Raw genomic sequence first — 24,171 nt, 5'->3', positions numbered from 1 at the left:
CACCAGCACCAGGACCCCTGCCAGGAGGGTTTCGGAGAACAGTGCGAAGCGGTTCACCGGGACGGGCTCGGGATGGTTGGGGGCGGGAGTGGTGCGGTCCATGATGCTCATTTTCTGTCTGGCCTTCCGGGCCGTCAGCCCTTGAGGCCCTGGGTGGAAACGCCTTCAACAATGTACCGCTGGAATACCAGGAAGAAGATCAGCACCGGCAGCAGGGCCAGGACGGACATCGCGATCATGGCGCCGTAGTCCGAGCTCTGCGTCTGGTCCACGAAGAGCCGCAGTGCCAGCGGCAGCGGGTACTTTTCCGGGGTGTTCAGGTACAGCAGCGGGCCCAGGAAGTCGTTCCAGCTCCAGATGAAGGAGAAGATCGAGGTGGAGATCAGGGCCGGCTTCATGAGCGGCAGCATGATGGACGTGAAGATCCGGACGTGGCCGGCGCCGTCGATCCTGGCGGCCTCGTCCAGCTCACCGGGAAGGTTGCGCATGAACTGGACCATCAGGAAGACGAAGAACGCGTCGGCGGCGAGGAACTTGCCGATCAGCAGCGGTACGTAGGTGTCCACCAAGCCAAGCTGCTGGAACACGATGTACTGCGGGATGATCACCACGTGGAACGGCAGGAGCAGCGTTGCGATCATCATGCCGAAGAAGATGCTTCGGCCCGGGAACTTGATCCGTGCGAAGGCGTAGGCCGAGACGCTGGCCGAGAGGATGGTTCCCACCACCGCACCCAGCGCGAGGACCAGCGAGTTGGTGAAGAACTGCAGCGTGGACACGCCGCCGATGCCCTCCATCGCCGTGACGAAGTTGTCAAAGCTGAAGTTGTTGGACCATAGCGACGTGTTGGCGCCGCCGATCTCCGCGTTCGGTTTGAACGCCGAGGCGATCATCCACAGGCCCGGGTACAGGACCACTGCCGTCAGCGCGAGGGCCACGACGTGGAAGATGGTGCTCTTGGCGCGCTTGGCCCCTGCCGACTCGGACTTGGGGTTGTAGTTCAGCACCTGTGCGTCCGGGGAGGACTGCGTGGGGGTTGCCATGGTTGTCATTTTGCATCACCGCTGTAGTGGACCCAGGACTTGGACGTACGGAAGATGATCAGGGTCAGGATGCCCACAACGATCAGGAGCAGCCAGGCCATTGCCGAGGCGTAGCCCATCCGGAAGTCGCTGAAGCCGCGCAGGTACAGGTAGAGGGTGTAGAAGAGGGTTGAGCCGGCCGGGCCGCCTTCACCGTTGGAAATGATGTACGCCGAGTTGAAGATCTGGAACGCGTGGATGGTTTCCATCAGCAGGTTGAAGAAGATCACCGGGGAGAGCATGGGCCAGGTGATGTTGAAGAACTTCCGCACCGGGCCGGCACCGTCCATGGACGCAGCCTCGTAAAGATCCGCCGGGATCTGCTTCAGGCCGGCCAGGAAGATCACCATCGGGGCGCCGAACTGCCACACCGTCAGGAGGATGAACATCGGCATGGTCATGCCGGGGTTGCCCACCCAGCCGCCCAGGTTGATCCCGAAGAAGGACAAGCCCTGGTCCACGGGGCCGGAATCGCCGAACATGGCTTTCCAGACGATGGCGATGGACACGGACGCGCCGATCAGGGACGGGGCGTAGAAGGCGGAGCGGTAGAAGCCTTGGCCGCGGCGTTTGCTGTTCAGCAGCATGGCCACTGCCAGTGCGGCGGCGAGCTTGAGCGGGGTACCGAACACAACGTAGCTGACGGTGACGCCCACGGACTGCAGGAACCGTTCGTCCTGGAAGAGGGAGGTGTAGTTGTCCAGGCCGATCCACTTGGGCGGATCGAACAGGTTGTAGTTGGTGAAGGACAGGTACAGCGAGGAGATCATCGGCCCAACGGTGAGGGCGATGAATCCCAGCAGCCAGGGCAGCAGGAAGGTGTAGCCGGCGCGGGCATCCACCCCCTGCTGGCGCGACTTGCGCGGCAGCGGGGAGGTGGACTGCGTCGAACGCCTGCTCAGAGTTGGGCTTTGAGTCACGAGTTCATTCCGTCAGTTGTGAAGCCTGGATCAGACAATGTGCCTGATCAGGCATTCTGCTTGATGAGGTCTTCGGCTTCCTTGAACCATGCGTCTGCAGCACCGTCGACGGTGAGCTTGCCGAAGTTCAGGTCCGAGGCGACGCGCTTGAAGGAAGTTTCCAGCGTGCCGAAGCCGACGATGGGCGGCTCGGGGGCGTCCTTGAGGTACTGCTCGATGGACTTTTCGTAGTCCACAACGAGCTTGTCGGTGCCTTCGAAGGTGGTGCCGTCGCGCTGGGTCTTGGACGCCGGAACGCCGCGGGAGGTCTTGAAGATCTGGCCTACCTCGGGGTCGTTGACCATGAAGTCGATGAACCGGGCTGCCGCGTCCTTGAACTTGGTCTTGGCACTGGCCACCATCAGCATGGAGGGCTTGAGGAACAGGCCCAGGTTGTCCGGGTCGTCGGAGGGGACCGGAACCAGCTTGAGCTCCTTGGCGCCGCTGTCCGCCAGGTAGCCGGCCATGAAGTTGTCCCAGGTGACCTCGGTGGCGGTGACGTTGGAACCGAACGGAGACTTGGGTGCCAGCTGCGTGACGCGCTCTTCGGAAACTATGGCCGGGGTGCCGCGAAGGCCGGCGGGGAGGTTCCACCACTTCTTCAGGTCGTCCTTGGTGAAGCCGAGCTTGCCGTCCTCGGTAAAGGCTTCGATGTTGTTCTGGCGGAGCCAGATGTTGAACATCCACCAGACGCCGGTGTAGTCGGTGGAGCCGAACAGGGCGCCGGAGCTCTTGGTGCCCACCTCGGTGAGGAACTCGTTGAACTCCTTGTAGGTCCACTTGCCGGTGGGCTCCGCGATGCCGAGCCCGGCCAGCTTGGCGGGGTCGTAGTAGACAGCGAACGCGTTGGTGCTGGTGGGAATGCCGTAGGTCTTGCCCTTGATCTGGCCCGACGGCAGGAGGGACTTTTCAAAGGCGTCCGTGTTGATGTTGACGGTGCTGAGGTCCAGGAGCTGGTTGCGCTGGCCGTAGTCGCGCAAGTAGGACAGGTCCCACTGCATGACGTCCGGCAGGCCGCCGCCGGCGGCCTCGGTGGCACGCTTCTGCCAGTAGCCCGCGAAGTCGGTGAAGTTGCCGTTGACCTTGATGTCCGGGTTCTTGGACTCGAACAGGGCAATGGCCTTGCGGGTGCGCTCGGCGCGGTCGTCGTTGCCCCACCAGGTGTAGTTGATGGTGACGGGGTTCTCCGCGGAACCGGTCTGTCCTGCGGTGCTGGATCCGGTGCCACAAGCGGCCAGTGCGGCGGCAGATGCGGTACCGACGGCAACGGTAGTGAGGAAATGCCTTCTATTGATCACGGGAGCCTCCTTGCTCGATGTGTGCAATCCCTGATCTCATCTACAACGTGAGTAGTGAGCTGGCTTACACGGCTTCTGAAACGATACAATATCCGCATTCCCCGATTTGGGCAAGCGTTTTCCAAAGTTCCGATTTCTTATCCAGGTTTCACCCTTCCAGCAGACAAAGGAGTCCCATGACCACGCAGGAAACCACCGGCCCGGCGAGCGTTTGGAACAACGTCGAAGGCATCGCCTTCGGCGGAGACTACAACCCCGAGCAGTGGCCCGTCAGCGTCCGGCTTGAGGATCTGGAGCTGATGAAGGAGGCCGGCGTGAACTTCCTCAGCGTCGGAATCTTCTCCTGGGCGCTGCTGGAACCGGCGGAAGGGCAGTACGACTTCGGCTGGCTGGACGAAGTACTGGACAACCTTGCCGGCATCGGCGTCAAGGTGGCCCTGGCCACCGCCACCGCCGCCCCGCCGGCCTGGCTGGTACGCAAGCACCCGGAAATCCTCCCCGTCACGGCTGACGGAACGGTGCTGGGACCGGGCTCGCGGCGGCACTACACGCCGTCGTCGGCCGTCTACCGCCGGTACGCGAAGGGCATCACGCGGGTCCTCGCGGAGCGCTACAAGGGCCACCCCGCACTGGCACTCTGGCACGTTGACAACGAGCTGGGCTGCCACGTCTCCGAGTTCTACGGTGAGGAGGACACCGTCGCGTTCCGGGCCTGGCTGGAGTGGCGCTACGGCACCATCGATGCGCTCAATGCGGCCTGGGGAACAGCCTTCTGGAGCCAGAACTATGGTTCATTCGAGGAAATCCTGCCTCCCGGAGTTGCTCCCAGCACACTGAACCCGGGCCAGCAGCTGGACTTCCAGCGGTTCAACTCCTGGGCCCTGATGGACTACTACCGCGACCTTGTCTCCGTACTCCGCAAAGTAACGCCCGGAGTTCCCTGCACCACCAACCTGATGGCGTCCAGCGCCACCAAGTCGATGGACTACTTTGACTGGGCCAAGGACCTGGACGTCATCGCGAACGACCACTACCTCGTGGCCGCCGACCCCGAACGGCACGTGGAACTCGCGTTCAGCGCGGATCTCACGCGGGGAATTGCGGGCGGTGACCCGTGGATCCTGATGGAACATTCGACGTCGGCCGTTAACTGGCAGCCCCGCAATCAGCCAAAGCTGCCCGGCGAGATGCTCCGCAACTCCCTGGCGCATGTTGCGCGAGGCGCCGATGCCGTGATGTTCTTCCAGTGGCGCCAAAGCTTTGCGGGCTCCGAAAAGTTCCACTCCGCCATGGTCCCGCACGGCGGGCGCGAAACGCGCGTGTGGCGCGAAGTGGTGGACCTCGGGGCTGCCCTCAAGCGGCTTGAGCCGGTCCGCGGTTCACGGGTGGAATCCCGGGCGGCAATCGTCTTTGACTACGAGGCATGGTGGGCCAGCGAGATCGATTCGAAGCCCAGCATCGACGTCCGGTACCTGGACCTGCTGCGGGCCTTCCACCGCTCGCTGTACCTGCGGGGTGTTTCCGTTGACGTGGTGCACCCGTCGGCATCGCTGGAGGGGTACGACCTCGTCCTTGTCTGCACGCTGTACTCCGTGACCGATGACGCGGCGGCCAATATCGCGGCTGCCGCTTCCGGCGGGGCCACCGTCCTGGTGAGCTACTTCAGCGGGATCGTGGACGAGAAGGACCACGTCCGGCTGGGCGGCTACCCGGGAGCGTTCCGGGAACTGCTGGGCGTGCGGGTGGAGGAATTCCACCCCCTGCTGGCCGGCTCGCAGCTGAAGCTGAGCGACGGCACCGTTTCCTCCGTCTGGAGCGAACACGTCCACCTTGCCGGTGCGGAAGCGGTCCAAACGTTCACCGGGTACCCGCTGGAAGGCGTGCCGTCCCTGACCCGCCGCGTCGTGGGCAGCGGAGCCGCGTGGTATCTCGCCACGTTCCCGGACCCCGACGGCGTTGAGGCCCTGGTGGATCGGCTCCTTGCGGAATCCGGCGTTGCTCCGGCGGCGGTTGCGGATTCCGGCGTGGAGGTGGTTCGCCGGCGTTCGGCTGACGGGCGCAGCTTCCTGTTTGCGATCAACCACACACGCTCTGACGCTTCGGTGGAGGCTGCGGGAACGGACCTGCTGACCGGCGGGGCGTTCGGTGGGATTGTTGCGGCCGGGAGCGTGGCGGTGATCGCCGAGGACTGACCTCCCTTATTGGGTGCCGCTTCAGCGCGGCGCCCCTGGTGCCGGGCGGCAAGAGGGTCCCGCTCCCGCTCTTTTAGGCGTACGACGGCGGCGCCTCCCTTGGCGCCCCGTCGCACCTTATTGCTGCAGGGCAGGGCACACTCGCTGGCAGGATGCCCCACGAGACAGGCCTTACGCCTGCTTGCCCTGGTTTTCCACATACGAACTTTCGCTCCCGGCGATTGTCAGTCCCTGCTGGAAGACTCGGTTTATGGAAGTGGTTGGGGCATTGGCAGGGGTCAGCGGGGCGGGGAGCCGTGCTGTCCCGTCGGTTGCCGCTGTCCGGGAGGCCCTGGATGCGGTGCGGGTTTGTGCTGATGCTGCCGGCATGATTGATCAGCTGCGGGAGCTTGAGGATTTGAAGTCCGCTGCGGCTGCTAAACAGGCTGACATTGCTGTTGCCTTTGACCTGTTCCAGCGCCGGGTCCAAGCTGCCGCCGGGGTCCCTGCAGATGAGCTGGGTGCCGACGTCGGCCCCCAGATCGCATTGGCGCGGCGCGAGTCACCGTCCCGCGGAGGAAGGCTGCTGGGCCTGGGCAAAGCCCTGGTCACCGAAATGCCCCGAACGTTCGCCGCCCTGCGGAACGGGCAGCTGAATGAATGGCGCACCACGCTGATCGTGCGGGAAACAGCCTGCCTGTCGGCCGAGGACCGGCAGGCGGTGGACGAAGAGCTCGCCGCGGACACCGGCACCCTTAACGGGTTCGGGAGCCGCACCATCGTTTCCGCGGTCCGCGCCGCGGCATACCGGCGGGACCCACGATCGGTCGCCAAGCGGTCATCCCACGCCGTGACCGAACGGACCGTGTCGTTGCGTCCGGCGCCGGACACCATGACCTACCTGACAGCCCTGCTGCCCGTCGCCGAGGGGGTGGCCGCGTACGCGTCCCTCACCCGGCACGCCGACGCTTTGCGGTCCGCAGGGGATGAACGCTCCAGGGGCCAGATCATGGCCGATTCCCTGGTCGAACGCGTCACCGGAACCCCGGGCGGGATCACCGGGATCGACCTCCAGCTCGTGATGACCGACCGAACCCTTTTCCAGGGCGACAGCGAACCCGCCCGGCTCACCGGCTACGGCACCGTCCCCGGACACTGGGCACGCGAAACCATCCTGAACCGGACAACCGGCACCAACTTTGATGCCGGAGCTGGTGCCGGAGCCGGAGCCGGGACCGGTTCTGGCTGTGGCCCTGATTCTGGTGTTGGTTCTAGCCCCGGCAGGGAGTCTGCCTTAGGCGCTGACGCTGCTGTTGGTGCTGCGGCTGTTGTTGGTGCTGGTTCGGGTTCTCCCGACCAGCATGAATTGTCCGTCTGGCTCCGCCGGCTCTACACAGCGCCTGGCAGTGGCGAGCTGGTCGCGATGGACTCAAAAGCCAGGTTCTTCCCGCCCGGGCTCCGCCGGTTCCTCCAAGTCCGGGACGACACCTGCCGGACCCCGTACTGCGACGCGCCGATCCGGCATGACGACCACATCATCCCCTGGCACAACGACGGACCAACCAGCAGCACCAACGGCCAAGGGCTCTGCGAAGCCTGCAACCACACCAAGGAAAACCCCGGCTGGACCGCCAAACCCATCCCCGGAACCCGCCACACCGTCGAAACCCGAACCCCAACAGGCCACACCTACCACTCCACCGCGCCCCCACTTCCCGGGACGCCGCTTATTGGCGCGCCCGTCAAGGCTTCAACTCCAATACCGCTAACCAATGAGGGACGTGGAGTCGATCCAGCAGCGAGGGAATGTGCGGAGCACGCCAGCCAGCAGAAACCAGGCGTCATTGTGTTGGGCCGCGTCATGCAACACCATCCCCCGGTTTCGCATAAAAGGGTGCGTCCAAGAAGCTCCGTTTGAGCAGCTCCATGTATGTGGCTCCGGCTTAAACAGCTCCGTCCCGGAAGGAACCGCAAGGTTCCCGCCGGGACGGTGCTGCCACCCGCCGTCGGACGTTAGGGGGCGGAGGAGGCGTCCACCCGATCTGTCCGGAGCCGTGTTGGCGGTGTGAAAACTAGCTGCTGATGGCTGACTTCATCTCGTCGTGCGCCTTCTTGCCGGCTTCCTCCGTGGACAGCCGTTCGAAGAGCACCTCGGAGGTGTAGCGCTTAATGATCTCCTGGATGGAACCGGCGCCCTTCGGCGGCGGAGCCGGAGCCTCGCCAAGCTCGTCCTTGATCTGGTCGATGAACTTGACCACCTTGACGTCTGCCGGTGTCAGCTTGGATTCGATGGCTGCCCGGACCTCGGAGTTCGGGTAGACGCCACGGTCAGCAAGGAGCGTTTCGCCGGCCTTGACGTTGTTGGCCAGGAAGTTGATGAACTTGGCAGTTTCCTCAGGGTGCTTGGTGCGCGAGGAGGCTGACCAGAACTGCGAGGCCTTGTACCAAAGCCCGGCGTCAGCGGAGGACCCTGTCTTGGTGGGGAACCGCAGGATCTTCAGGTCGCTGCCGGAAGCCTTTTCCAGCGCAGGAGCCTGGTTGGACCACCAGAACGCCATGCCGTTCTTGCCGGTGGCGAGGCCACTCTGGTCCAGCGGGGCAGCCTCGGCTTCAACAACCTCGGATGCCGTGGGAACAGCCTTGTTCTCGCTGAGCTGCTTCAGGAACGCCCACCATTCGGCGATGTCACTGGGCTCGAAACCCAGCTTGCCGTCAGACGTGTACAGGGACTTGCCGTTCTGGCGGAGCCAAACGCCCAGTGAAGCCTCATCGGTTCCGTAGGCGGCGGCGCCGTAAGTGCCCTTGGGGGACTTTTCCGTGATTTCGGAGGCGATCCGCTCGAAGTCATCCCAGGTCCACTTGGAGTCATCCGGCAGCGGGACGCCGGCCGCCTCGAAAACGGCCGGGTTGGCCAGGATGGTGGCGGCGTTGATGCCTGCGGCGATGCCGGTCAGCCCGTCCTCGCTCTTGCCTGCATTCAGCGCGGCCTCATCGAGCTTGGACGTGTCGATCTCGTATTTGGAGAGGTCCAACAGGGCGCCGCGGCTTGAGTATTCGGTGATGTACTTTTCGTCCATCTGGATGATGTCCGGGGCGTCGTTGGCGGCAACCTGGGTGGCGAGCTTGTCCCAGTAACCGCTCCAGTCGCCGAACTCCGGCTTGATCTTGATGTTGGGGTTCTCGGCCTCGAACTGCTTGATGGCCTCCTGGGTCAGCTGGGCGCGCTTGTCGCCGCCCCACCAGGAGAACCGCAGTTCCACAGTGCCGTCGGCGTTTTGCGGGGCGGCTCCCCCGCCGCAGGCACTAAGGGCCATAACGACGGCGGCTGCAGCGGCAACCACGCCTGTCTTACGGATGCGGCGGGCGGCGCCACGGGATGGAGTCTCTGCCGATTGCTTTGCAGCAGACGCAGAACGGGGGAAAAGCGGCACTGGGTACTCCGATCTTCTTTGATCTAGGTGCTGGGGATGGTTTGCTTCGGATGCTGTTGTTGCAGGGTTTCAGTATTTCTTGAAGCTGGGGCAGTTAGCGGGAAAACGCTTTCTGCACCTAATGCTACAAGTGAAGAACTTGTATTACAAGGAGTTGGAGAGGGCAAATTTACGGGTGGTTTCGTTCCGGCAGCCCAACGGCCCGTCGCGGGGACGGGCCGTCGGGTTGCGCTGCAGGTGCTCCGGAAAGCCGCCTGATCGCGGCGCCCGGCAGGTCCTGCAAAGTGCAGGTTACTTGATGCCGGTGGTGGCGATGCCCTTGATGAGGAACCGCTGGCCAAAGAGGAAGACCAGGAAGACCGGCAGCAGGGACACGATGGACATCGCGAACAGCGATCCCCAGCTGGTGGCGGACTGCGAGTCCACGAAGGCGCGCAGTGCCACGGGGACGGTGAACATGTCCGGGTCCGTCAGGTAGATCAGGGCGCCGAAGAAGTCGTTCCAGGTCCAGATGAACGTGAAGATGGTGGTGGTGGCCAGGGCCGGGACCATCAGCGGGAGGATGACCCGCAGGAAGATGCGGGGGTGGCCGGCGCCGTCGATCCGGGCGGCTTCATCCAGTTCGCGCGGGATGCCGCGGATGAACTGGACCATCAGGAAGACGAAGAACGCTTCGGTGGCCAGCAGCTTGGGCACGATCAGCGGCCAGAAGGTATTCACCCAGCCGATCTGCGAGAACAGGATGTACTGCGGAACGATGACCACGTGGAACGGCAGCATGATGGTCAGCAGCATGATGCCGAAGAACAGCTTCTTGCCGGTGAACTGCAGCCGGGCGAAGGCGTAGGCGGCCATGGAGCAGGAGATCAGGTTGCCCAGGATCGAGCCGATCACCACGATGGCGGAGTTGATCATGTAGTGCCCGAACGGGTGCGTCAGGGCGGACCAGCCGTCCGTGTAGTTGCTCATCTCCAGGCTGTCGAGCCAGAGCCCGGGTTCGCGGAAGATCAGTTCGTTTGCCCGCAGCGAGGAGACAATCATCCACAGCAGCGGGTAGATCATCAGGCCGCCGGCAAGGATCAGGATGGCGTGCTTCATCAGTGCTTTACCGCGCTGGGCCCTGCTGAAGGCGAGGGTGCCGCGGGACTCGCGGACCTTGGGCTTGCGGTGGTTCGTAGGCTTGCCCGGCCCTGACTTCTTGTCCGGGGTGGGCAGCGTCTCCAGCTTAGTCGTCATAGAAAACCCAATACTTAGAAGCGATGAAGTTGATGGCGGTGAAGACACCGATGATGACCAGCAGGAACCAGGCCATGGCGGAGGCGTAGCCCATATCGAACTGGCCGAACCCCTTTTGGTAGAGGTACAGGGTGAAGAACATCGTGGAGTCGGACGGACCGCCGTTGCCGCCGGAGACTATGAACGCCTGGGTGAACGACTGGAACGAACCGATGATCTGCAGCACCAGGTTGAAGAAGAGGATGGGGCTCAGCATCGGCATGGTGATCCGCCAGAACTGCTGCAGCGTAGTGGCGCCGTCAACCTTTGCGGCCTCGTAGTACATCACCGGAATCTGCCGCAGGCCGGCCAGGAAGATGATCATGGGGGCGCCGAAGGTCCACACGTGGAGCAGGATGATCGATCCGAGCGCGGTGCTGGGATCGGAGATCCAGCCCGGGCCCTGGATGCCGAACATCGCCAGGACCTGGTTGACCAGGCCGGTGGTGCCGAAGATCTGCTTCCACAGGATGGCAACGGCCACCGAACCGCCCAGCAGGGACGGCAAGTAAAACACGGAGCGGTAGAACGGCAGTCCGCGCAGGCCTTTATCCAGGACCAGTGCGATCAGCAGTGCCACGGCCAGCTGCAGCGGAACGCCGACCAGGACGTAGGTGAACGTTACGCCGAGAGAGTTGTGCAGCCGGGCATCAGTCAACATCCGGGTGAAGTTGTCCAGGCCCACCCATTCCGGGGGCTGAAGCAGGTTGTAGTCCGTGAAGGACAGGTACAGGGACATGATCATGGGCCCGATGGTGATGGCCACAAGGCCCACCAGCCACGGCAGAAGGAAGATATAGGCGGCCTTGTTATCCCGGCCGTTCGCCTTCTTTTCCTCGGCGGAGAGTTTGCCCTTGCGGCGGGAAATCGAGCTGAGCTCGCTGATGGCGCTCACCGCAGTTGCCCCGTCCCGTTCAGGCCCGCTGCTGCCGGGGCATGCGCCGGGCGCGGTGTCCTGGGTATGTGTTTTGCGGCCATGTTGTCTCCTTTGGTCATCGTGGCCTCCACGTTCTTGGTTATCGCCGGGGCGATGTGTTCGAGCACCTTGCGGCTCCGGGGTCCCGCCGCAACAGCGTCAGGAGTGCGTGGTCCGGATGCCGCCGGTGGTGTTGGTGAAAAAGCGGCTCCGTACCAAAGTAAACGGTTTCTTGACTCCTGTATAGCCCTTTGTTAGTTTTTGAGAAAACGCTTTCTTGTTACGCGCATCACCCAACACTAGATCACACAACCTGAGGGGCAGGACAATGCGGTTTCGTCTCAAAAAGTCAGTAATGGGGGTGGCGGGCGCAACAGCGGCGATGGCCCTGGTTCTCACCGGATGCGCCAGCAGCCCGGAGACCGGAAAGGTGGGGACTGTCGAAGATCCTGTCACCATACGGTTTGCCTGGTGGGGCAACGATTCCCGCGCCAAAACCACCCTGGAGGTCATCAAGGACTTCGAGGCCGCGAACCCCACCATCAAGGTCCAGGGCGAAAACACCGAGTTCAGCTCCTACTGGGACAAGATGGCCACCCAGATCGCCGGCGGCACCACACCGGATGTCTTCGCCATGAGCGGCGCCTACCCCAGCGAATATGCCACCCGCGGCGTCCTGCTGGACCTGGACAAGGTCAAGGACCAGATCGACACCTCCAAGTTCGCCGAAGGGACCGTGGACCTCGGCAAAATCGACGGGAAGCAGTACACCATCACGGCCGGCGTTAACGCCATGTCCATGGTGATCGACCCGAAAGTCTTCGAGGCTGCCGGAGTGGAGCTGCCCGACGACGAGACCTGGACCTGGGACGACTACGCGGACATCGCTGCCGAGATTACCCGGAAGTCTCCTGCGGGAACATTCGGAACCACCCCGATGACCAACGACTCGTTCCTCGCGGTGTGGGCACGCCAGCACGGCGAGGACCTCTTCACGGATGACGGCAAGAAGCTGGGCATCAGCGAGGACACCGCCACAAAGTGGTTCGAGATGAACAAGAAGCTGATGGACACCGGAGGCGCACCCTCGGCCTCCCAGACTGTCGAGGACAACTCAGCCCAGCCGGAGCTGACGCTGATGGGCCAGGGCAAGCAGGGCATGAAGATCTCCTGGAGCAACCAGATGAACTCCTACTCGGGTTCACCCCTGGTCATGATGAAACTGCCGAACGAGAGCAAGCAGCCCGGCACCTGGCTGCGCTCCTCCATGGAATACGCCATCTCCTCCAAGTCGGCGCACCCCAAGGAAGCAGCCATGTTCATCAACTACCTGGTGAACAACGTGGACGCGGCCACCAAGATCAAGAGCGACCGCGGCATGCCTGCCAACACCGATCTCAAGGCCGCCATCACACCCCTGCTAAAGGAATCCCAGCAGAAGGAAGCGGAATACCTGGACCGCGTCGCTGAGATGAAGATCGAACCGCCGCTGCCCTTCCCCGCCGGATCGTCGGCCACCATGGAGGTCATTAACCGGCTCACCACGGACGTCCTGTTTGGAAAGACATCACCGCGGGACGCCGCCAAGGGCTTCATTCAAGAGGTCAACTCGAACCTGGGCTGATCCCCGTACAGCAGATCAGAGCAGGCAGGCAGCAGCCGGACGCCCAACAAGCAGCTTCAACCAATCCACAACCAGAGGAGGCAGGCCAGTGAGTGCCGATACGCGCCCTGCACGCCCCAGTGCCATTGCCGGTTACGAGGACTGGCCTGCCTACGTCCGGCAACACCCGCGCTACGGCGCCGCCACCGCCGGGGCCCAGGAACTCTCGGACGCGCTGGGCGTGCCCGCCGTGTCCCGCCTTCAGGAGGTGACGGTCCAGTGGGAAGAAACGTACGACGGCGTCACCACCTCCCAGCTCAGCTGGCAGTTGGGCTTCGGGCCGGCAACCACCGGCTGGCTGGTCAGGCCTGCGGACTCCGCAGGCCCGCTGCCCGGAGTCCTCGCGCTGCACTGCCACGGCGGGAACAAGTTTGGCGGTGCGGACCGGCTGGTGGAGCTTCCAACGAACCATCCCTCTGCCGAGACCGCCCGCGCCGGCCATTATGACGGACACGCCCTCGCCACCGAGACTGCCCGCAGGGGCTTTGCCGTCCTGGCCCATGACAGCTTCGCCTGGGGCAGCCGCCGCTTCGACCTCTCCAGTCCCCCGTGGCGGACTGCCTCCGCGCTGGAGGCGCGGCGGGCGCAGTGGCGGGAGGACGGCGTCGTGCCTTCCGAGGCGGACGACTACAACGCCTCGGCCGCGTTCCACGAAGACACTGTTGCCAAAACAGCCGGGCTTCTAGGCACCAGCCTGGCCGGTATGGTGGCCCACGACGACCTCGCCGCGCTGGACATCCTGGCCGGACTGCCAGGAGTGGACGCAGACCGCCTGGGCTGCGTCGGCTTCTCCGGCGGCGGGGGCCGGTCGCTTGCCCTGGCCGTGCTCAGCCCAAAGATCCGGGCATCGGTGGTGACGTGCATGATGACCACGTTCCAGTCGCTCCTGCCCGCGTACCTGGACGCCCACTCATGGCTGCTCCAAACGCCCGGGCTGTGGAAACTGGGCGACTGGCCTGAACTGACTGCCCGGTCAGATGCCGACTTCCTGGTGCAATACGCGCTGGCCGATGAGCTGTTCCCGGAGCACGGGATGCGGCAGGCCCACCGGGTGCTGGAAACGCTGCACCGCGACGGGAAGTACACCGGAGCCTTCTGGCCCGGCGGCCACGTCTTCACCACGGCAATGCAGGAGGAAGCCATCGATTTCCTGGCCGGCGCCCTGCACCTCAAGACCCCATCCACTACAGCCCTTTAGCCTCAAGGACCCTTTGATGACTCAGCAATCCGCCACCGCGGAACACGGCAGCAGCCCCCGCCACGCCGCGCCTTTACCCGCCGCCGTGCCGCGCATCGCCCTGGTGGGCGTCCACGGCTTCGGCGAACGGCACCTGGCCAACCTCGCCCGGCTGGAGGAGGCCGGCGCCGTCGAACTGGTCGCCGTCGCTGACCCCAACCCTCCAGAGCCGGGCAAACTCGCGGAATCTGTTGCCGTCTTCCCCGACCTGGACGGGCTGCTCGCAGCCCAGCCGGGAGCCGACGTCGTCATCCTCGCCACCCCTATCCAGACGCACGCGCCGCTGGCCGTCGCAGCCCTCCGGGCAGGCATGGACGTCTACGTTGAAAAGCCCCCGGTAGCGTCGCTGGCCCAGTTCAACGAGGTCCTGGCAGCCGCCGAGGCAGCAGGCAAACTGGTCCAGGTAGGCTTCCAAAGCCTGGGGTCCCACGCCCTGCCCGCCATCCGGGACCTCGTTGAGACAGGCGGCATCGGGGATGTCCTGGGCCTGAGCGCCAAGGGCCAGTGGGTGCGGAACAAGGCATACTTCAAACGCTCGCGCTGGGCCGGGAAGCGCAGCCTGGACGGCATCGACGTTGTGGACGGCGTGGCCACCAACGCACTGGCGCACGCAGTCGCCACGGCCCTGCATATGGCCGGGGCACACACGCTTTCGGACGTCGCATCCGTGGACACGGACCTTTACCGCGCCCACGAAACCGAGAGTGACGACACCTCGGTGATCCGGGTGCGCACCGCCCACGGCACCACCCTTCTCTGCGGCCTGACCCTCTGTGCTCCCGAACAGCTGGATCCCTCGGTCACCGTGCACGGCACCCGGGGCGAGATCACCCTGTTCTACACAAAGGACGAGGTGGTCATCACCACCCCGGACGGCGAGCGCCGGGAAAGCTTCGGCCGGACGGACCTGCTCGAAAACCTCCTGGAGGCCCGCGCCACGGGTGCTCGACTTCTGTGCTCGCTGCCGGACACCGGCGCCTTCACCACGGTGCTGGAAGCCATCCGCACCGCCCCGGCGCCGCAGGCCATCGGTCAGGACCACATCAGCTGGGAGGGCGACGGTGACGACGCCCATCCCGTGGTCCCCGGCATCGCAAACCTGATTGACCGCGCTGCCAAGGCGCAGGCAACCTTCGCTGAGCTTGGATTCCTATGGGCACGCGCCCTTCCGGCGGTCCGCTCGCTGACCGTGGACGGGCGTGCGGTGGCGGATTACCAGGACGGCAGCCGCATTCGTGCCGTTTCCTCGCCGCGGCCCTACCTGCACCCCGTCCGCACGCTGGCCGGCACCGTGGTGACCGACCACCAGCCGTTTGACCATGTGTGGCACCTGGGCGCGGGCGTGGCGCTGCAGGACGTGGACGGCATCAACTTCTGGGGCGGCAGGACTTATACGCGCGACGCCGGGCAGTACGTCTGGCGGCGCGACCACGGCAGCATCTCCGTCACCGAAACTGTCCTGGATCAGACCGCCGCCGTGTCCGGCGGCTCCGCCGGCAGGCTGCAGGAGACGCTCAGCTGGAACGGACCCGACGGCAAGCCCGTCCTCGCGGAAGACCGATCCTGGCGCTGGCAGGGCATCAGCCCAAGGGTGTGGGCCCTGTCCCTCGAGTTCGCCCTCTCCCCCGCCGGCACCAACCCGGTCAGTCTGGGCAGCCCCGGCTCCAATGGCCGCCATGAGGGCGGCTACGGCGGCTTTTTCTGGCGGCTGCCGGAGTGCCGCAGCGCTGCTGTGTGGACCCCCGCCGGCACCGGTGAACCGGGGGTGCACGGCAGCGTGGCGCGCTGGCTCGCCTGGACCGGAAAGTTCGGCCCGGGAACGGCCGACGGCGAGGCCACCCTGGTTTTCGTCGCTCCCCGCGGTTCCACGGACCCCTGGTTCGTCCGCCTGGAAGGGTATCCCGGCGTGGGCCAGTCGCTCGCCTGGGACACTCCCGTCATCGCCGAACCCGGCAACCCGGTCCGGCGCAAAATTTTCGTCTTTATTGCCGACGGCATCCTGAACACCACCGACATCGAAGCTTTAATCAACCAACAGGGGGACCTCTCATGACCCAGACAACAGCCGCCGCTCCGCCGGCCCTCCGCGTATCACCGGCATCAGCGGCGGACCGGGAGGTCAAGCGCCGCCGGGTCCTGGACATCCTTGACGCCGCCGGCCGGGACTCGCTGCTCCTGACAACGCACACGGCACTGACCTGGTACCTGGACGGCAGCCGGGTCCACATCAGCCTCGCCGGCGATCCCATCGCCGCGGTGCTGGTGGACCGCGGCGGCGACCACCTGGTGACCTTCAACAACGAAGCCGGCCGTATCGCCGCCGAGGAGCTCCCGGCCGGGGTCTCCCTGCACACCGTTCCCTGGTACGGAAACCTGCACGAGGCTGCCGCCGCCGTCGGCTCTTCCCCTGCCGGAGCCCAGGCTCCGCTGGTGGAAGCGGACGTCGCGTCCGAGCTGCGCGCCGCCCGCCAGCAGCTGCTTCCCGCCGAAAGCGCCCGCTACGCCCTCCTCAGCGCCGAGTTGGCAGCCATCATGACCGATGTGCTGTCCACCGCACGGCCGGACACCACGGAATTTGAGCTGGTGTCCGCCCTGGCCGAACGCGTGGTGGCGGCAGGAGCGGAACCCCTGGTCCTGCTGTGCAACGGCAGTTCCCGCAACACGTTCCGCCACCCGCTGGCCACCCATTCCCCCCTTGGCCGCCGCGCGATGGCCGTGGTCTGCGCGCGCCGGGACGGCTTAGTTGCCAACATCACCCGCTGGGTGCGGTTCGACGCCGGCACTTTGGAGGAGCGGGACGCGGAGGCCCGGATCGCCGCAGTGGAGGCGGACATCTTCGACGCCACGGTCCCGGGCGCGCGGCTGGACCGTATCTTCTCCGAAATTCAGGCATCGTACGTCCGTCACGGCTTCGGCGCCGACCAGTGGGAACAGCACCACCAGGGCGGTCCCGCCGGGTATGCGGGCCGGGACCCGCGCGTTACCTCCGCCGTGGCGGACACGGTTGTCCTGGGCCAGACCTTCACCTGGAACCCTTCGGGTCCCGCAGTCAAGATCGAGGACACCGTGCAGCTGACGGAGTCCGGCCTGCAGGTCCTCACGGTGGACCCCCGCTGGCCGGTGGCCATCGTGAACGGGCTGCAGCGCCCCGTCACGCTGCAGCTGTAACCCTCTCTCACGTGATGCCGGTTTCTCGCCGATCCTCTCTCACGTGTCGCTCCGGCCGGGGCGGCACGTGAGGGGGCGTCGGGCTGGACGTACGACGGCGTCACGTCTGGCAGCCTTTTGGCCCACCACAGGCGCCGCTCCCCCGCCAAACCGGGCGCCGTCGTTGTGCGCTTGCCAAAAGCCGGCGCTGCGTGACGCCCGCCGGCCGAGCAGCACTCCGGACGTCCTGCCGCTTAAACTGAAACGCGCTATCACTCTCCTAAAGAAAGTGATAGAGCGTTTGAGTTTAAGCGGCACTGAGTGCGAGAGCGCTACAGCTACGGCAGCACGAGTTCACCGTCCACACGACGCGGGATGCGCAGCGGGTTGGCCTCGTGCAGCGCCGGGTGCAGCACCGTTTCCGGCGCGTCCTGGTAGGCGACCGGCCGCTGGAACCTGCGCACCGCCGTCGCGCCCACCGAGGTGAAGAGGGACGTGGTGGCCGGGTACGGGCCGCCGTGCTGCTGGGCCCAGTTGACGGCGACGCCGGTGGGCCAGCCGTCGAACAGGACCCGGCCGGCCAGCCCGGAGAGCTGCTCCACGAGCGCTGTGACGTCCTCGCCGGGCTGGGCGTGGAGGGTGGCTGTCAGGCTGCCCGGCACCTTGGCCAGCACGGCCGACAGTTCGGCCTGGTCCGCGTATTCGATCAGCACGGTGGTGGGTCCGAAGCACTCTTCGAGCAGTTGCCCCGGGTTCTCCAGCACCTTCGCGGCGGAGATGGAGAAGACCACCGGCGCTGCACCGTTGGCTGCGGCATCCTGGTCCACGCTGCCGCTGACCACGTCCACCCCGGGCACCGACGCAAAGCTGCGGAGCCCATCCGGGTATGCCTCGGCGATCCTGCTGGTGAGCATGCCGACGGCGGGCTTGTCCTTGCTGGCCTCCGCCACTTCCGCGGCAAAGGAGGTTCCTGCCGGAATGAAGACCAAACCCGGCTTGGTGCAGAACTGCCCCGCACCAAGCGTGAACGAGCCTGCCAGGCCCGCCGAGAGCTGGCCGCTGCGTTCTGCCAGTGCTGCAGCGGTGATGACCACTGGATTGAGGCTGCCCAGTTCCCCGTAGAACGGGATGGGGTCGGGCCGGGAGGTTGCGAGGTCGAACAAGGCACGCCCCCCGGGGATGGAGCCGGTGAACCCCACTGCCTTGATGGCCGGGTCCTGGACCAGGGCGGTGCCCACCTCACGGCCGCTGACCAGCGCGAACAGGCCTTCCGGTGCTCCCGCGGCGCCGAGGGCATCAGCCACGATTTCCGCTGTCCGCTCGGACAGGCGCAGGTGGCCGGAGTGGGCCTTGACGATGACGGAGCAGCCCACGGCGAGGGCCGAGGCGGTGTCACCTCCGGCCACCGAGAAGGCAAACGGGAAGTTGGAGGCGGAAAAGACTGCCACCGGACCGATCGGCCGCAGGATGCGGCGGAGGTCGGGCTTGGGCGGGGTGGAGGCCGGGTCCGCGTGGTCGATGATGGCCTCGAGGTAGGAGCCTTCGGTGATCACGCGGGCGAAGAGGCGCAGCTGGCCGGAGGTCCGGGCCACTTCGCCGGTCAGCCGCGGGGCGCCAAGGCTGGTCTCCGAATCCGCAATGTCCACCAGTTCGGCAGCGTTGGCATCCAGCGCGTCAGCTACTGCCGTGAGCCAGGCAGCGCGTTCGGCATCGGGTGCGGCGGCGGAAATCGTGGCTGCCTGGGTGGCGGCGGCGGTGAGTTCGGACAGGGAAAGCGTTGCAGTTGTCACTCAGGTACCTGTTCTTCGTCTGTAGTTTAAAGTTCGTCCCGGAACCGGAAGCCGAGGCCCGGCTGGCCGGCCAGGGTTACCCGGCTGTCGCTGAAGCGCACGGGAGAGGGCCCGTCCAGGATGCCGAGCTGTTCGAAGGATGCTTCTTCCACGTCCTCCACGAGTGTGGGCTCCGCCAGGGTGAGCGCCAGCTGTCCGGAAAGTTCCGGCAGCAGGTGGGGCATCACCCGGATGCTGTTGGTCCGGGCCAGCTCGACGATCCGCCGGAACGGGGTAATCCCGCCCACCCGGATGATGTTGGGCTGGATGATGTCCACCGCCTCGGCGTCGATGAAATCGCGGAAGCGGTAGATGGTGTGCAGGTTTTCGCCGAGCGCGATGGGCACAGGTGAATGCTTGCGGAGCCTGCGGTATGCCCACAGGTCGTCGGCGCGGATGGGTTCCTCCAGCCACTCCAGCCCGAAGCCGGACAGGACATCCAGGGCGCGGAGGGTGGTAGGGAGGTCCCAGCGCTGGTTGGCGTCGATCATCAGCTTCCGGTCGGGCCCCAGAACGGAGCGGACTGCGGCCACCCGTTCAGCGTCCTCCCGGATATCGGGCTTGCCCACCTTGATCTTTACCGCCTGGTGCCCGGCCGCAACCCACCGCTCAACCTGGGCAACGAGCTCTTCAAGGGTGTAGTGCAGGTTCACCCCGGACCCGTACACCTCCGCCGATTCCTGCCGCTGGCCCAGGAGCCCGGCCACGGATGTCTGGGAACGGCGGGCCTGCAGGTCCCACAGGGCAAGGTCGACGCCGGCCATGGCGATGGTGGTCAGTCCCCCGCCGCCGGCCTCGTGCAGGCGTTTCCACAGCGCGTCCCAGACGGTCTCCGGATTGGCCGGCAGCCCGGTGACAAAAGGGGCGATGTCGTAGTCCAGCAGCGCCTTGACGGCCTGCGGGCCGATGGTGGGCGTCCATGTAAAACCGTGCCCCGCGCCGCCGTCGTCCGTGTGGATTTCGGTGACGATCACGTGGTTCTCGGGTGCCTCGACGCCCCAGCTTCGGCGCAGCGGGACGGTGATGAGCCGGGAGGTCAGGCCCGTGATGCGGGGAACGGTGCGGACGGCTTCGGCCGCCGGGGCGCTCATCAGCGGCCGGCCAGCTCGTAGCCCTTGGCGAGGATGGACTTCAGCTGCACCAGCTGCTCCTCTGTGGGGTCCACCAGCGGCGGGCGCACGGAGCCTACCGGCAGCCCGCCCAGGCGCAGGCCTGCCTTGATCAGCGAAACGCCGAAGCCCGGGGTCTGGTCGCGGAGGCGGACCAGGGGCGCGTAGAAGCCTTCGAGCAGGGCGTTGCGGCGCTCCTCGTCGCCGGCCATGTAGGCGTCGTAGTAGGCCTTGGCGATCTCCGGGGCCATGGCGAAGGCGGCCGAGGAGTAGAGCGGGATGCCGAGGCCGCGGTAGGCGCCCTGCGTCAGTTCCGCGGTGAGCAGTCCGTTGAAGAAGGCGAAGTCCTCCCGGTCGGTGGCCTTGACGGCGGACACAATCTCCTGGGCAAGGCCCACGTCCCCCAGCCCGTCCTTGAAGCCGACCACCTTCGGGTTGGCCGCCAGGCGGGCCATGGAAGCGGCCGTGAACTTGGCGTTGCCGCGGTGGTAGACGATCACCGGCAGGCTGCTGGCGGCAGCGACTGCTTCGATGTAGGCCACCAGTCCGTCCGTGGGCCCGGTGACCAGGTACGGCGGCAGGACCAGGAGGGCGTCCGCGCCGGCTTCTTCCGCGGCGCGGGCGGCTGCAAGGGCGTGGCCAAGCGGACCACCGGCGCCGGCTACTACCGGGACTTTTCCTGCCACAACCTCGACGGCGGCCGTCACCACCGTGCGGACCTCCTCGATGCTGAGGGCGTGGAATTCGCCGGTTCCGCAGGCGGGGAACACACCGCCGGGCCCGAACGGGAGCCGGGAGCTGATGTGTTCCTTCAGCAGCTCTACATCAACGGCACCTTCGGCCGTGAACGGAGTGACAGGAAAGAACAGTACGCCGTCGAATTTCATGATGTCTCCTTGGTTCCGCTGCCGGCACTGACCAGCGCGGAGGTCTCGTCGTTGAGGGTGGGATGGGACTTGAGTTCCGTGCGCCAGCTGCGCGTGGGCTGCCAGCCCAGGAGTTCCTGGGCTTTAGCGATGGAGAAGGCGGGGCTGGTGCCGGTCAGCCCGGCACTGAGGGCTTCACTTCCGGGCAGGAACCTGGGCATCAGTTCGGCGAGGGATGCCGTGGCGAGGGCGTCGGCCGCGCCCACGAAGAAGGTTTCCCCGTTGGGAATGGAGTCCATCTTCTGCAGCAGCAGGATCAGGAAATCCGCCACGTCCCGGGCATCCACGTAGTTGAACAAGGCCGGGGCGGACAGCGCCGGATCGGCCAGCCGCTCGGCAAGGGTGTGGCCCTGCTGCGTCGGTGCGCCGTCCCACTCCTCCGGCGAGATCACGAAGCAGGGGCGGAAGGCGGCATAACGGATCTTCTCCCCCTGCGCGGCAGCGAACATCTGCACGGTCTGCTCGGCGATGAGCTTGGACAGGGCGTAGGCATTCCACGGCCGCGGCGTGGTCCGCTCGTCAAGCGGGAACGCGGCCGGCAGCCACCCGGCGGGCGAACCGTAGCCGAGGACCGTGGGGCTGCTGGCCGTCACGATCTTCGGCACTCCCAGTTCCGTCGCGGCGCTGACCACGGCGAAGGCGAGCCGGGTGTTGGTGGCGAAGATGACGTCCTCGGGCGCGCTGAACGGAACCGCGATCGCCGCAAGGTGGATGACGGCGTCGGGCCTGGTCTCGCGAAGGAGGCGCAGCGCCTCCCCCGGAGCAAGGAGGTCTGCCGTTTCCTGCACGACGCCGGCTGGCAGCTGATCGGCCGGCACGGCGTCCCGGTCCACCGAGATGACGTGGTGGCCGGCTTCTGCAAGCCCCGCCACCACACTGCGTCCCAGCCGGCCGGAGCCGCCGGTGACAAAAATCCTGCTCATATTGGTTCCTTTAGGTTTTCAGGCCGCGGACTAGGCGCCGCGTCGGAGGTCGACGCCGAGGTCCAGGTCCTCGATGCGGACGGGCAGGGACGATTCAAGCGAGCGGTTCCCGGCGATGCCCACGGAGACGGAGCGCAGTCCGTCCAGGTAACCGGACGGTCGGCCCAGGGGGTCTTCCCCCGGTCCGTTGAAAAGGTCCGAGAGGAGGAGCTCGTCCCCGCCGCCGTGGCCTCCTTCGCCGTTGACGATCGGCACCTCGTAGGCAGCTTCCCAGTGGCGCTGGACCACGAGGCGTTCACCGTTGCGGCGGATGGCGTCGTCTTCCTCGACGGGGGTAGCACTCGGGTCCACCACGGTCTTTTTGTCCGTGCTGCTGGTGACGGCGGCCCGTTCCACCACTTCGAGTTCGGCGCGGCCTTCGGTGCCGTTGACCGCCACGCGGTAGCCCTCCCAGGGGCTGTGTGCGTTCAGTGAGTAGCTCAGGCGCGGCCCGCCCTGGTATTCCACAACCAGCGCGAGGTTGTCCTCGATGGTGATGCCGCCGGTGAAGACGTCCTGGTCGCGGCGGTATCCGTCGTAGTGCTCGTTGTCCAGGAAGAGGGCCTTGAGCCGCTCGTCCTCGCGGAGGTCCAGCGTGAACGGGTCCTTCTCTGCCGTGGCCGGGGCGTCGGCGCTGGGGGTGCCGCGTTCGGGACGGGGGCCCAGGCCGCGTTCTGCCGCATTCTTGTCGCCATAGAACTTCAAGCCGCCGGAGGCAAAGACGCGCTCGGGGACGTCATCGATCCACCAGTTGACCAGGTCGAAGTGGTGGGATGCCTTGTGGATCAGCAGGCCGCCGGAGTTCTTCTTATCGCGGTGCCAGCGGCGGAAGTAGTCAGCCCCGTGGACGGTATCCAGGACCCAGCTGAAGTCGATGGAGGTAACCTTGCCGATCACACCGCTCTGGATGATTTCCTTGAGGGCGCTGTTCCGCGGCGAGTAGCGGTAGTTGAACGTGACCACCACGTTGCGGCCCGTCTCGTGCACGGCCTGGGTGATGCGCCGGCAGCCCTCGGCGTCGATGGTGAGCGGCTTTTCCACCACAACGTCGGCCCCTGCACGGAGCGCTTCAACAATGTAGTCGGCGTGGGTGTAGTCCGGCGTAGTCACCACTACGCGGTCGATGTTGTTGGCCTGGATGAAGGCGGTGAGATCTGCGGGATCGAACGAAGCAACAGGCCCCGGCGCACCCAGTTCCTGGATGAGCTTCTGGTAGAACTCCACGCGCCCGGGATTCACGTCGGAGAAGGCCACCAGCTCTGCGGTGTGGGCATAGTTGCCGAAGATTGCCCGGATGTACATTTCCGAGCGGCCCCCGGTGCCGATCAAGGCAATGCGGGCTTTACCGCCGGCTGCGGCAGCAGCGCCCACAGTTGCGGCGGTGTCCGGAGCAGCTGTTGCCGCCCCTGCAGCAGAACTGGATTCGGCTGTGTTGACCATGAGGGGTCCCTTTCGAAAGCTGATACCCGGCCGCCCGGCGGCCTCTGACGTTCGACAATCGGTGCAGTGCTGCACCTTGCCCAAGAAAGCGTTTTCTCAGGTCGCTATAAGATTTGTACCAAGGGGAATGTGCATCCGTCAACCATTATCAGCGTTGGGAGAAAACGGTTTCCAGTCCGGCTGCGGCTCCGGCTCCGCCGAATGGACAAAAAGTTGCTGGAAAACTTGGGAAAATGAGAGAAATCGCTTTCCCGCAGCGGTATATGCTGTGTTGGACACGCCGTCGGGCAAAGGCGGCAGGAGCCTGCCATCGGGCAGCAGTACGCGCAGGGACACCGTCCGCTGCGCCAAGGAAGGGACCAGCATGGTCAGGAAATCGGCAACCGGCCGGATTGGCATCGCGGATGTCGCCATCAAGGCAGGGGTTTCGCACGCCACGGTTTCCCGCGTAATGAACGGCAACTTCACAGTGGACCCGGACATCGCAGCCCGCGTCCGGGCAGCGGCGGCGGAACTGAAGTACCAGCCCAATCCTGTCGGGCGCAGCCTGGCCCTGGGTAAGACCGACACCATCGGAATCGTTGTGCCGGACCTGGCCAACCCCACCTTCCAGGCGATTCTTCGCGGCCTGAGCCGCGCCGCGGCGCAGGACAGCTACCGGGTCCTGATCGCCGATTCCTTCGAGGTTTCCAGCGAGGAGGCCATCCTCGCGGGCGAGGCCCGCCG

General features: G+C 65.6%; 18 protein-coding genes and 1 pseudogene. 7 read left to right on the top strand and 12 right to left on the bottom strand.

Translation table 11 applies throughout. From position 1 onward, the window contains the following. From P2Q66_RS09445 to P2Q66_RS09430, 4 genes and pseudogenes are all read right to left on the bottom strand, one after another. Window positions 1-111 (bottom strand): annotated as a pseudogene (locus P2Q66_RS09445) (Poxvirus protein I5); the annotation flags it as partial. Window positions 112-134: 23 nt separating this feature from the next. Continuing rightward, the gene (locus P2Q66_RS09440; RefSeq protein WP_079597525.1) at window positions 135-1,052 is read right to left on the bottom strand and encodes a carbohydrate ABC transporter permease; all 918 of its coding nucleotides are present in this window, start codon (window positions 1,050-1,052) and stop codon (window positions 135-137) included. Further along, window positions 1,049-2,002, bottom strand: coding sequence for a sugar ABC transporter permease (locus P2Q66_RS09435; protein WP_079597526.1), 954 nt, complete (start codon window positions 2,000-2,002; stop codon window positions 1,049-1,051). The genes P2Q66_RS09440 and P2Q66_RS09435 overlap by 4 nt, the downstream gene beginning before the upstream one ends. A 47-nt stretch (window positions 2,003-2,049) precedes the next feature. After that, window positions 2,050-3,339, bottom strand: coding sequence for an ABC transporter substrate-binding protein (locus P2Q66_RS09430; protein WP_079597527.1), 1,290 nt, complete (start codon window positions 3,337-3,339; stop codon window positions 2,050-2,052). Between the two features lie 176 nt (window positions 3,340-3,515). Between P2Q66_RS09430 and P2Q66_RS09425 the strand changes: the two genes are divergently transcribed. Continuing rightward, complete coding sequence (locus tag P2Q66_RS09425) at window positions 3,516-5,531, top strand: beta-galactosidase (protein ID WP_275727503.1); 2,016 nt, start codon at window positions 3,516-3,518, stop codon at window positions 5,529-5,531. A 367-nt stretch (window positions 5,532-5,898) separates the two neighbouring features. After that, a complete protein-coding gene (locus P2Q66_RS09420; protein ID WP_275727504.1) occupies window positions 5,899-7,428 on the top strand; it encodes an HNH endonuclease signature motif containing protein in 1,530 nt (509 codons plus the stop codon). Between the two features lie 154 nt (window positions 7,429-7,582). On the opposite strand, the gene P2Q66_RS09415 is transcribed toward P2Q66_RS09420, so the two are convergent. From P2Q66_RS09415 to P2Q66_RS09405, 3 genes are all read right to left on the bottom strand, one after another. Beyond that, window positions 7,583-8,941 carry an extracellular solute-binding protein gene (locus tag P2Q66_RS09415; RefSeq protein ID WP_275727502.1) on the bottom strand — a complete coding sequence of 453 codons (1,359 nt, stop codon included), beginning with the start codon at window positions 8,939-8,941 and terminating at the stop codon, window positions 7,583-7,585. 291 nt (window positions 8,942-9,232) lie between these two features. After that, window positions 9,233-10,177 carry a carbohydrate ABC transporter permease gene (locus P2Q66_RS09410; protein ID WP_115524817.1) on the bottom strand — a complete coding sequence of 315 codons (945 nt, stop codon included), beginning with the start codon at window positions 10,175-10,177 and terminating at the stop codon, window positions 9,233-9,235. After that, entirely contained in the window at window positions 10,167-11,111 is a 945-nt protein-coding gene (locus P2Q66_RS09405) for a sugar ABC transporter permease (RefSeq protein ID WP_079597532.1), read from the bottom strand. Before P2Q66_RS09405 ends, P2Q66_RS09410 begins: the two co-directional genes overlap by 11 nt. A 376-nt stretch (window positions 11,112-11,487) precedes the next feature. Between P2Q66_RS09405 and P2Q66_RS09400 the strand changes: the two genes are divergently transcribed. From P2Q66_RS09400 to P2Q66_RS09385, 4 genes are all read left to right on the top strand, one after another. Further along, window positions 11,488-12,756, top strand: a complete 1,269-nt coding sequence (locus P2Q66_RS09400; RefSeq protein WP_275727498.1) for a sugar ABC transporter substrate-binding protein — start codon at window positions 11,488-11,490, stop codon at window positions 12,754-12,756. Window positions 12,757-12,844: 88 nt separating this feature from the next. After that, on the top strand, window positions 12,845-13,993 hold the full coding sequence (locus P2Q66_RS09395) for an acetylxylan esterase (RefSeq protein ID WP_275727497.1): 1,149 nt from the start codon (window positions 12,845-12,847) through the stop codon (window positions 13,991-13,993). A gap of 16 nt (window positions 13,994-14,009) precedes the next feature. Then, window positions 14,010-16,085: a DUF6807 family protein gene (locus P2Q66_RS09390; RefSeq protein ID WP_115524820.1), complete on the top strand. Its 2,076-nt coding sequence runs from the start codon at window positions 14,010-14,012 to the stop codon at window positions 16,083-16,085. Next, window positions 16,082-17,200 (top strand): M24 family metallopeptidase, encoded by a 1,119-nt coding sequence (locus P2Q66_RS09385; RefSeq protein ID WP_115524821.1) that lies wholly within the window; start codon window positions 16,082-16,084, stop codon window positions 17,198-17,200. The genes P2Q66_RS09390 and P2Q66_RS09385 overlap by 4 nt, the downstream gene beginning before the upstream one ends. A 317-nt stretch (window positions 17,201-17,517) precedes the next feature. Here the strand turns inward: P2Q66_RS09385 and P2Q66_RS09380 are convergent, their stop codons facing one another. The 5 genes from P2Q66_RS09380 to P2Q66_RS09360 are packed head-to-tail and all read right to left on the bottom strand — an operon-like array spanning window position 17,518 to window position 23,445. Beyond that, window positions 17,518-18,969, bottom strand: a complete 1,452-nt coding sequence (locus tag P2Q66_RS09380) for an aldehyde dehydrogenase (NADP(+)) (RefSeq protein WP_115524822.1) — start codon at window positions 18,967-18,969, stop codon at window positions 17,518-17,520. Between the two features lie 26 nt (window positions 18,970-18,995). Next, window positions 18,996-20,099: a mandelate racemase/muconate lactonizing enzyme family protein gene (locus tag P2Q66_RS09375; protein ID WP_115524823.1), complete on the bottom strand. Its 1,104-nt coding sequence runs from the start codon at window positions 20,097-20,099 to the stop codon at window positions 18,996-18,998. Next, entirely contained in the window at window positions 20,099-21,004 is a 906-nt protein-coding gene (locus P2Q66_RS09370) for a 5-dehydro-4-deoxyglucarate dehydratase (RefSeq protein WP_115524824.1), read from the bottom strand. The genes P2Q66_RS09375 and P2Q66_RS09370 overlap by 1 nt, the downstream gene beginning before the upstream one ends. Next, window positions 21,001-21,966 carry an NAD(P)-dependent oxidoreductase gene (locus P2Q66_RS09365; protein WP_115524825.1) on the bottom strand — a complete coding sequence of 322 codons (966 nt, stop codon included), beginning with the start codon at window positions 21,964-21,966 and terminating at the stop codon, window positions 21,001-21,003. Before P2Q66_RS09365 ends, P2Q66_RS09370 begins: the two co-directional genes overlap by 4 nt. Before the next feature lie 30 nt (window positions 21,967-21,996). Then, window positions 21,997-23,445 carry a Gfo/Idh/MocA family oxidoreductase gene (locus P2Q66_RS09360; protein WP_115524826.1) on the bottom strand — a complete coding sequence of 483 codons (1,449 nt, stop codon included), beginning with the start codon at window positions 23,443-23,445 and terminating at the stop codon, window positions 21,997-21,999. Between the two features lie 364 nt (window positions 23,446-23,809). Between P2Q66_RS09360 and P2Q66_RS09355 the strand changes: the two genes are divergently transcribed. Next, the coding region (locus P2Q66_RS09355; RefSeq protein ID WP_275727492.1) for a LacI family DNA-binding transcriptional regulator at window positions 23,810-24,171 on the top strand (362 nt) is incomplete at its 3' end.

The organism is Arthrobacter sp. Cr_A7 (assembly GCF_029222765.1).
Classification (GTDB): Bacteria; Actinomycetota; Actinomycetes; order Actinomycetales; family Micrococcaceae; genus Arthrobacter.
The sequence above is the reverse complement of the archived record's forward strand: the minus strand, read 5'-3'. Positions and strand labels throughout refer to the sequence as shown.

Excerpts from the sequence above, each read along its gene's own strand:
- P2Q66_RS09400 (WP_275727498.1), top strand. The coding sequence starts at position 11,488 with ATGGGGGTGGCGGGCGCAACAGCGGCGATGGCCCTGGTTCTCACCGGA.
- P2Q66_RS09390 (WP_115524820.1), top strand. The coding sequence starts at position 14,010 with ATGACTCAGCAATCCGCCACCGCGGAACACGGCAGCAGCCCCCGCCAC.
- P2Q66_RS09425 (WP_275727503.1), top strand. The coding sequence starts at position 3,516 with ATGACCACGCAGGAAACCACCGGCCCGGCGAGCGTTTGGAACAACGTC.
- P2Q66_RS09370 (WP_115524824.1), bottom strand. The coding sequence starts at position 21,004 with ATGAAATTCGACGGCGTACTGTTCTTTCCTGTCACTCCGTTCACGGCC.
- P2Q66_RS09410 (WP_115524817.1), bottom strand. The coding sequence starts at position 10,177 with ATGACGACTAAGCTGGAGACGCTGCCCACCCCGGACAAGAAGTCAGGG.
- P2Q66_RS09360 (WP_115524826.1), bottom strand. The coding sequence starts at position 23,445 with ATGGTCAACACAGCCGAATCCAGTTCTGCTGCAGGGGCGGCAACAGCT.
- P2Q66_RS09375 (WP_115524823.1), bottom strand. The coding sequence starts at position 20,099 with ATGAGCGCCCCGGCGGCCGAAGCCGTCCGCACCGTTCCCCGCATCACG.
- P2Q66_RS09420 (WP_275727504.1), top strand. The coding sequence starts at position 5,899 with ATGATTGATCAGCTGCGGGAGCTTGAGGATTTGAAGTCCGCTGCGGCT.
- P2Q66_RS09440 (WP_079597525.1), bottom strand. The coding sequence starts at position 1,052 with ATGACAACCATGGCAACCCCCACGCAGTCCTCCCCGGACGCACAGGTG.
- P2Q66_RS09365 (WP_115524825.1), bottom strand. The coding sequence starts at position 21,966 with ATGAGCAGGATTTTTGTCACCGGCGGCTCCGGCCGGCTGGGACGCAGT.
- P2Q66_RS09385 (WP_115524821.1), top strand. The coding sequence starts at position 16,082 with ATGACCCAGACAACAGCCGCCGCTCCGCCGGCCCTCCGCGTATCACCG.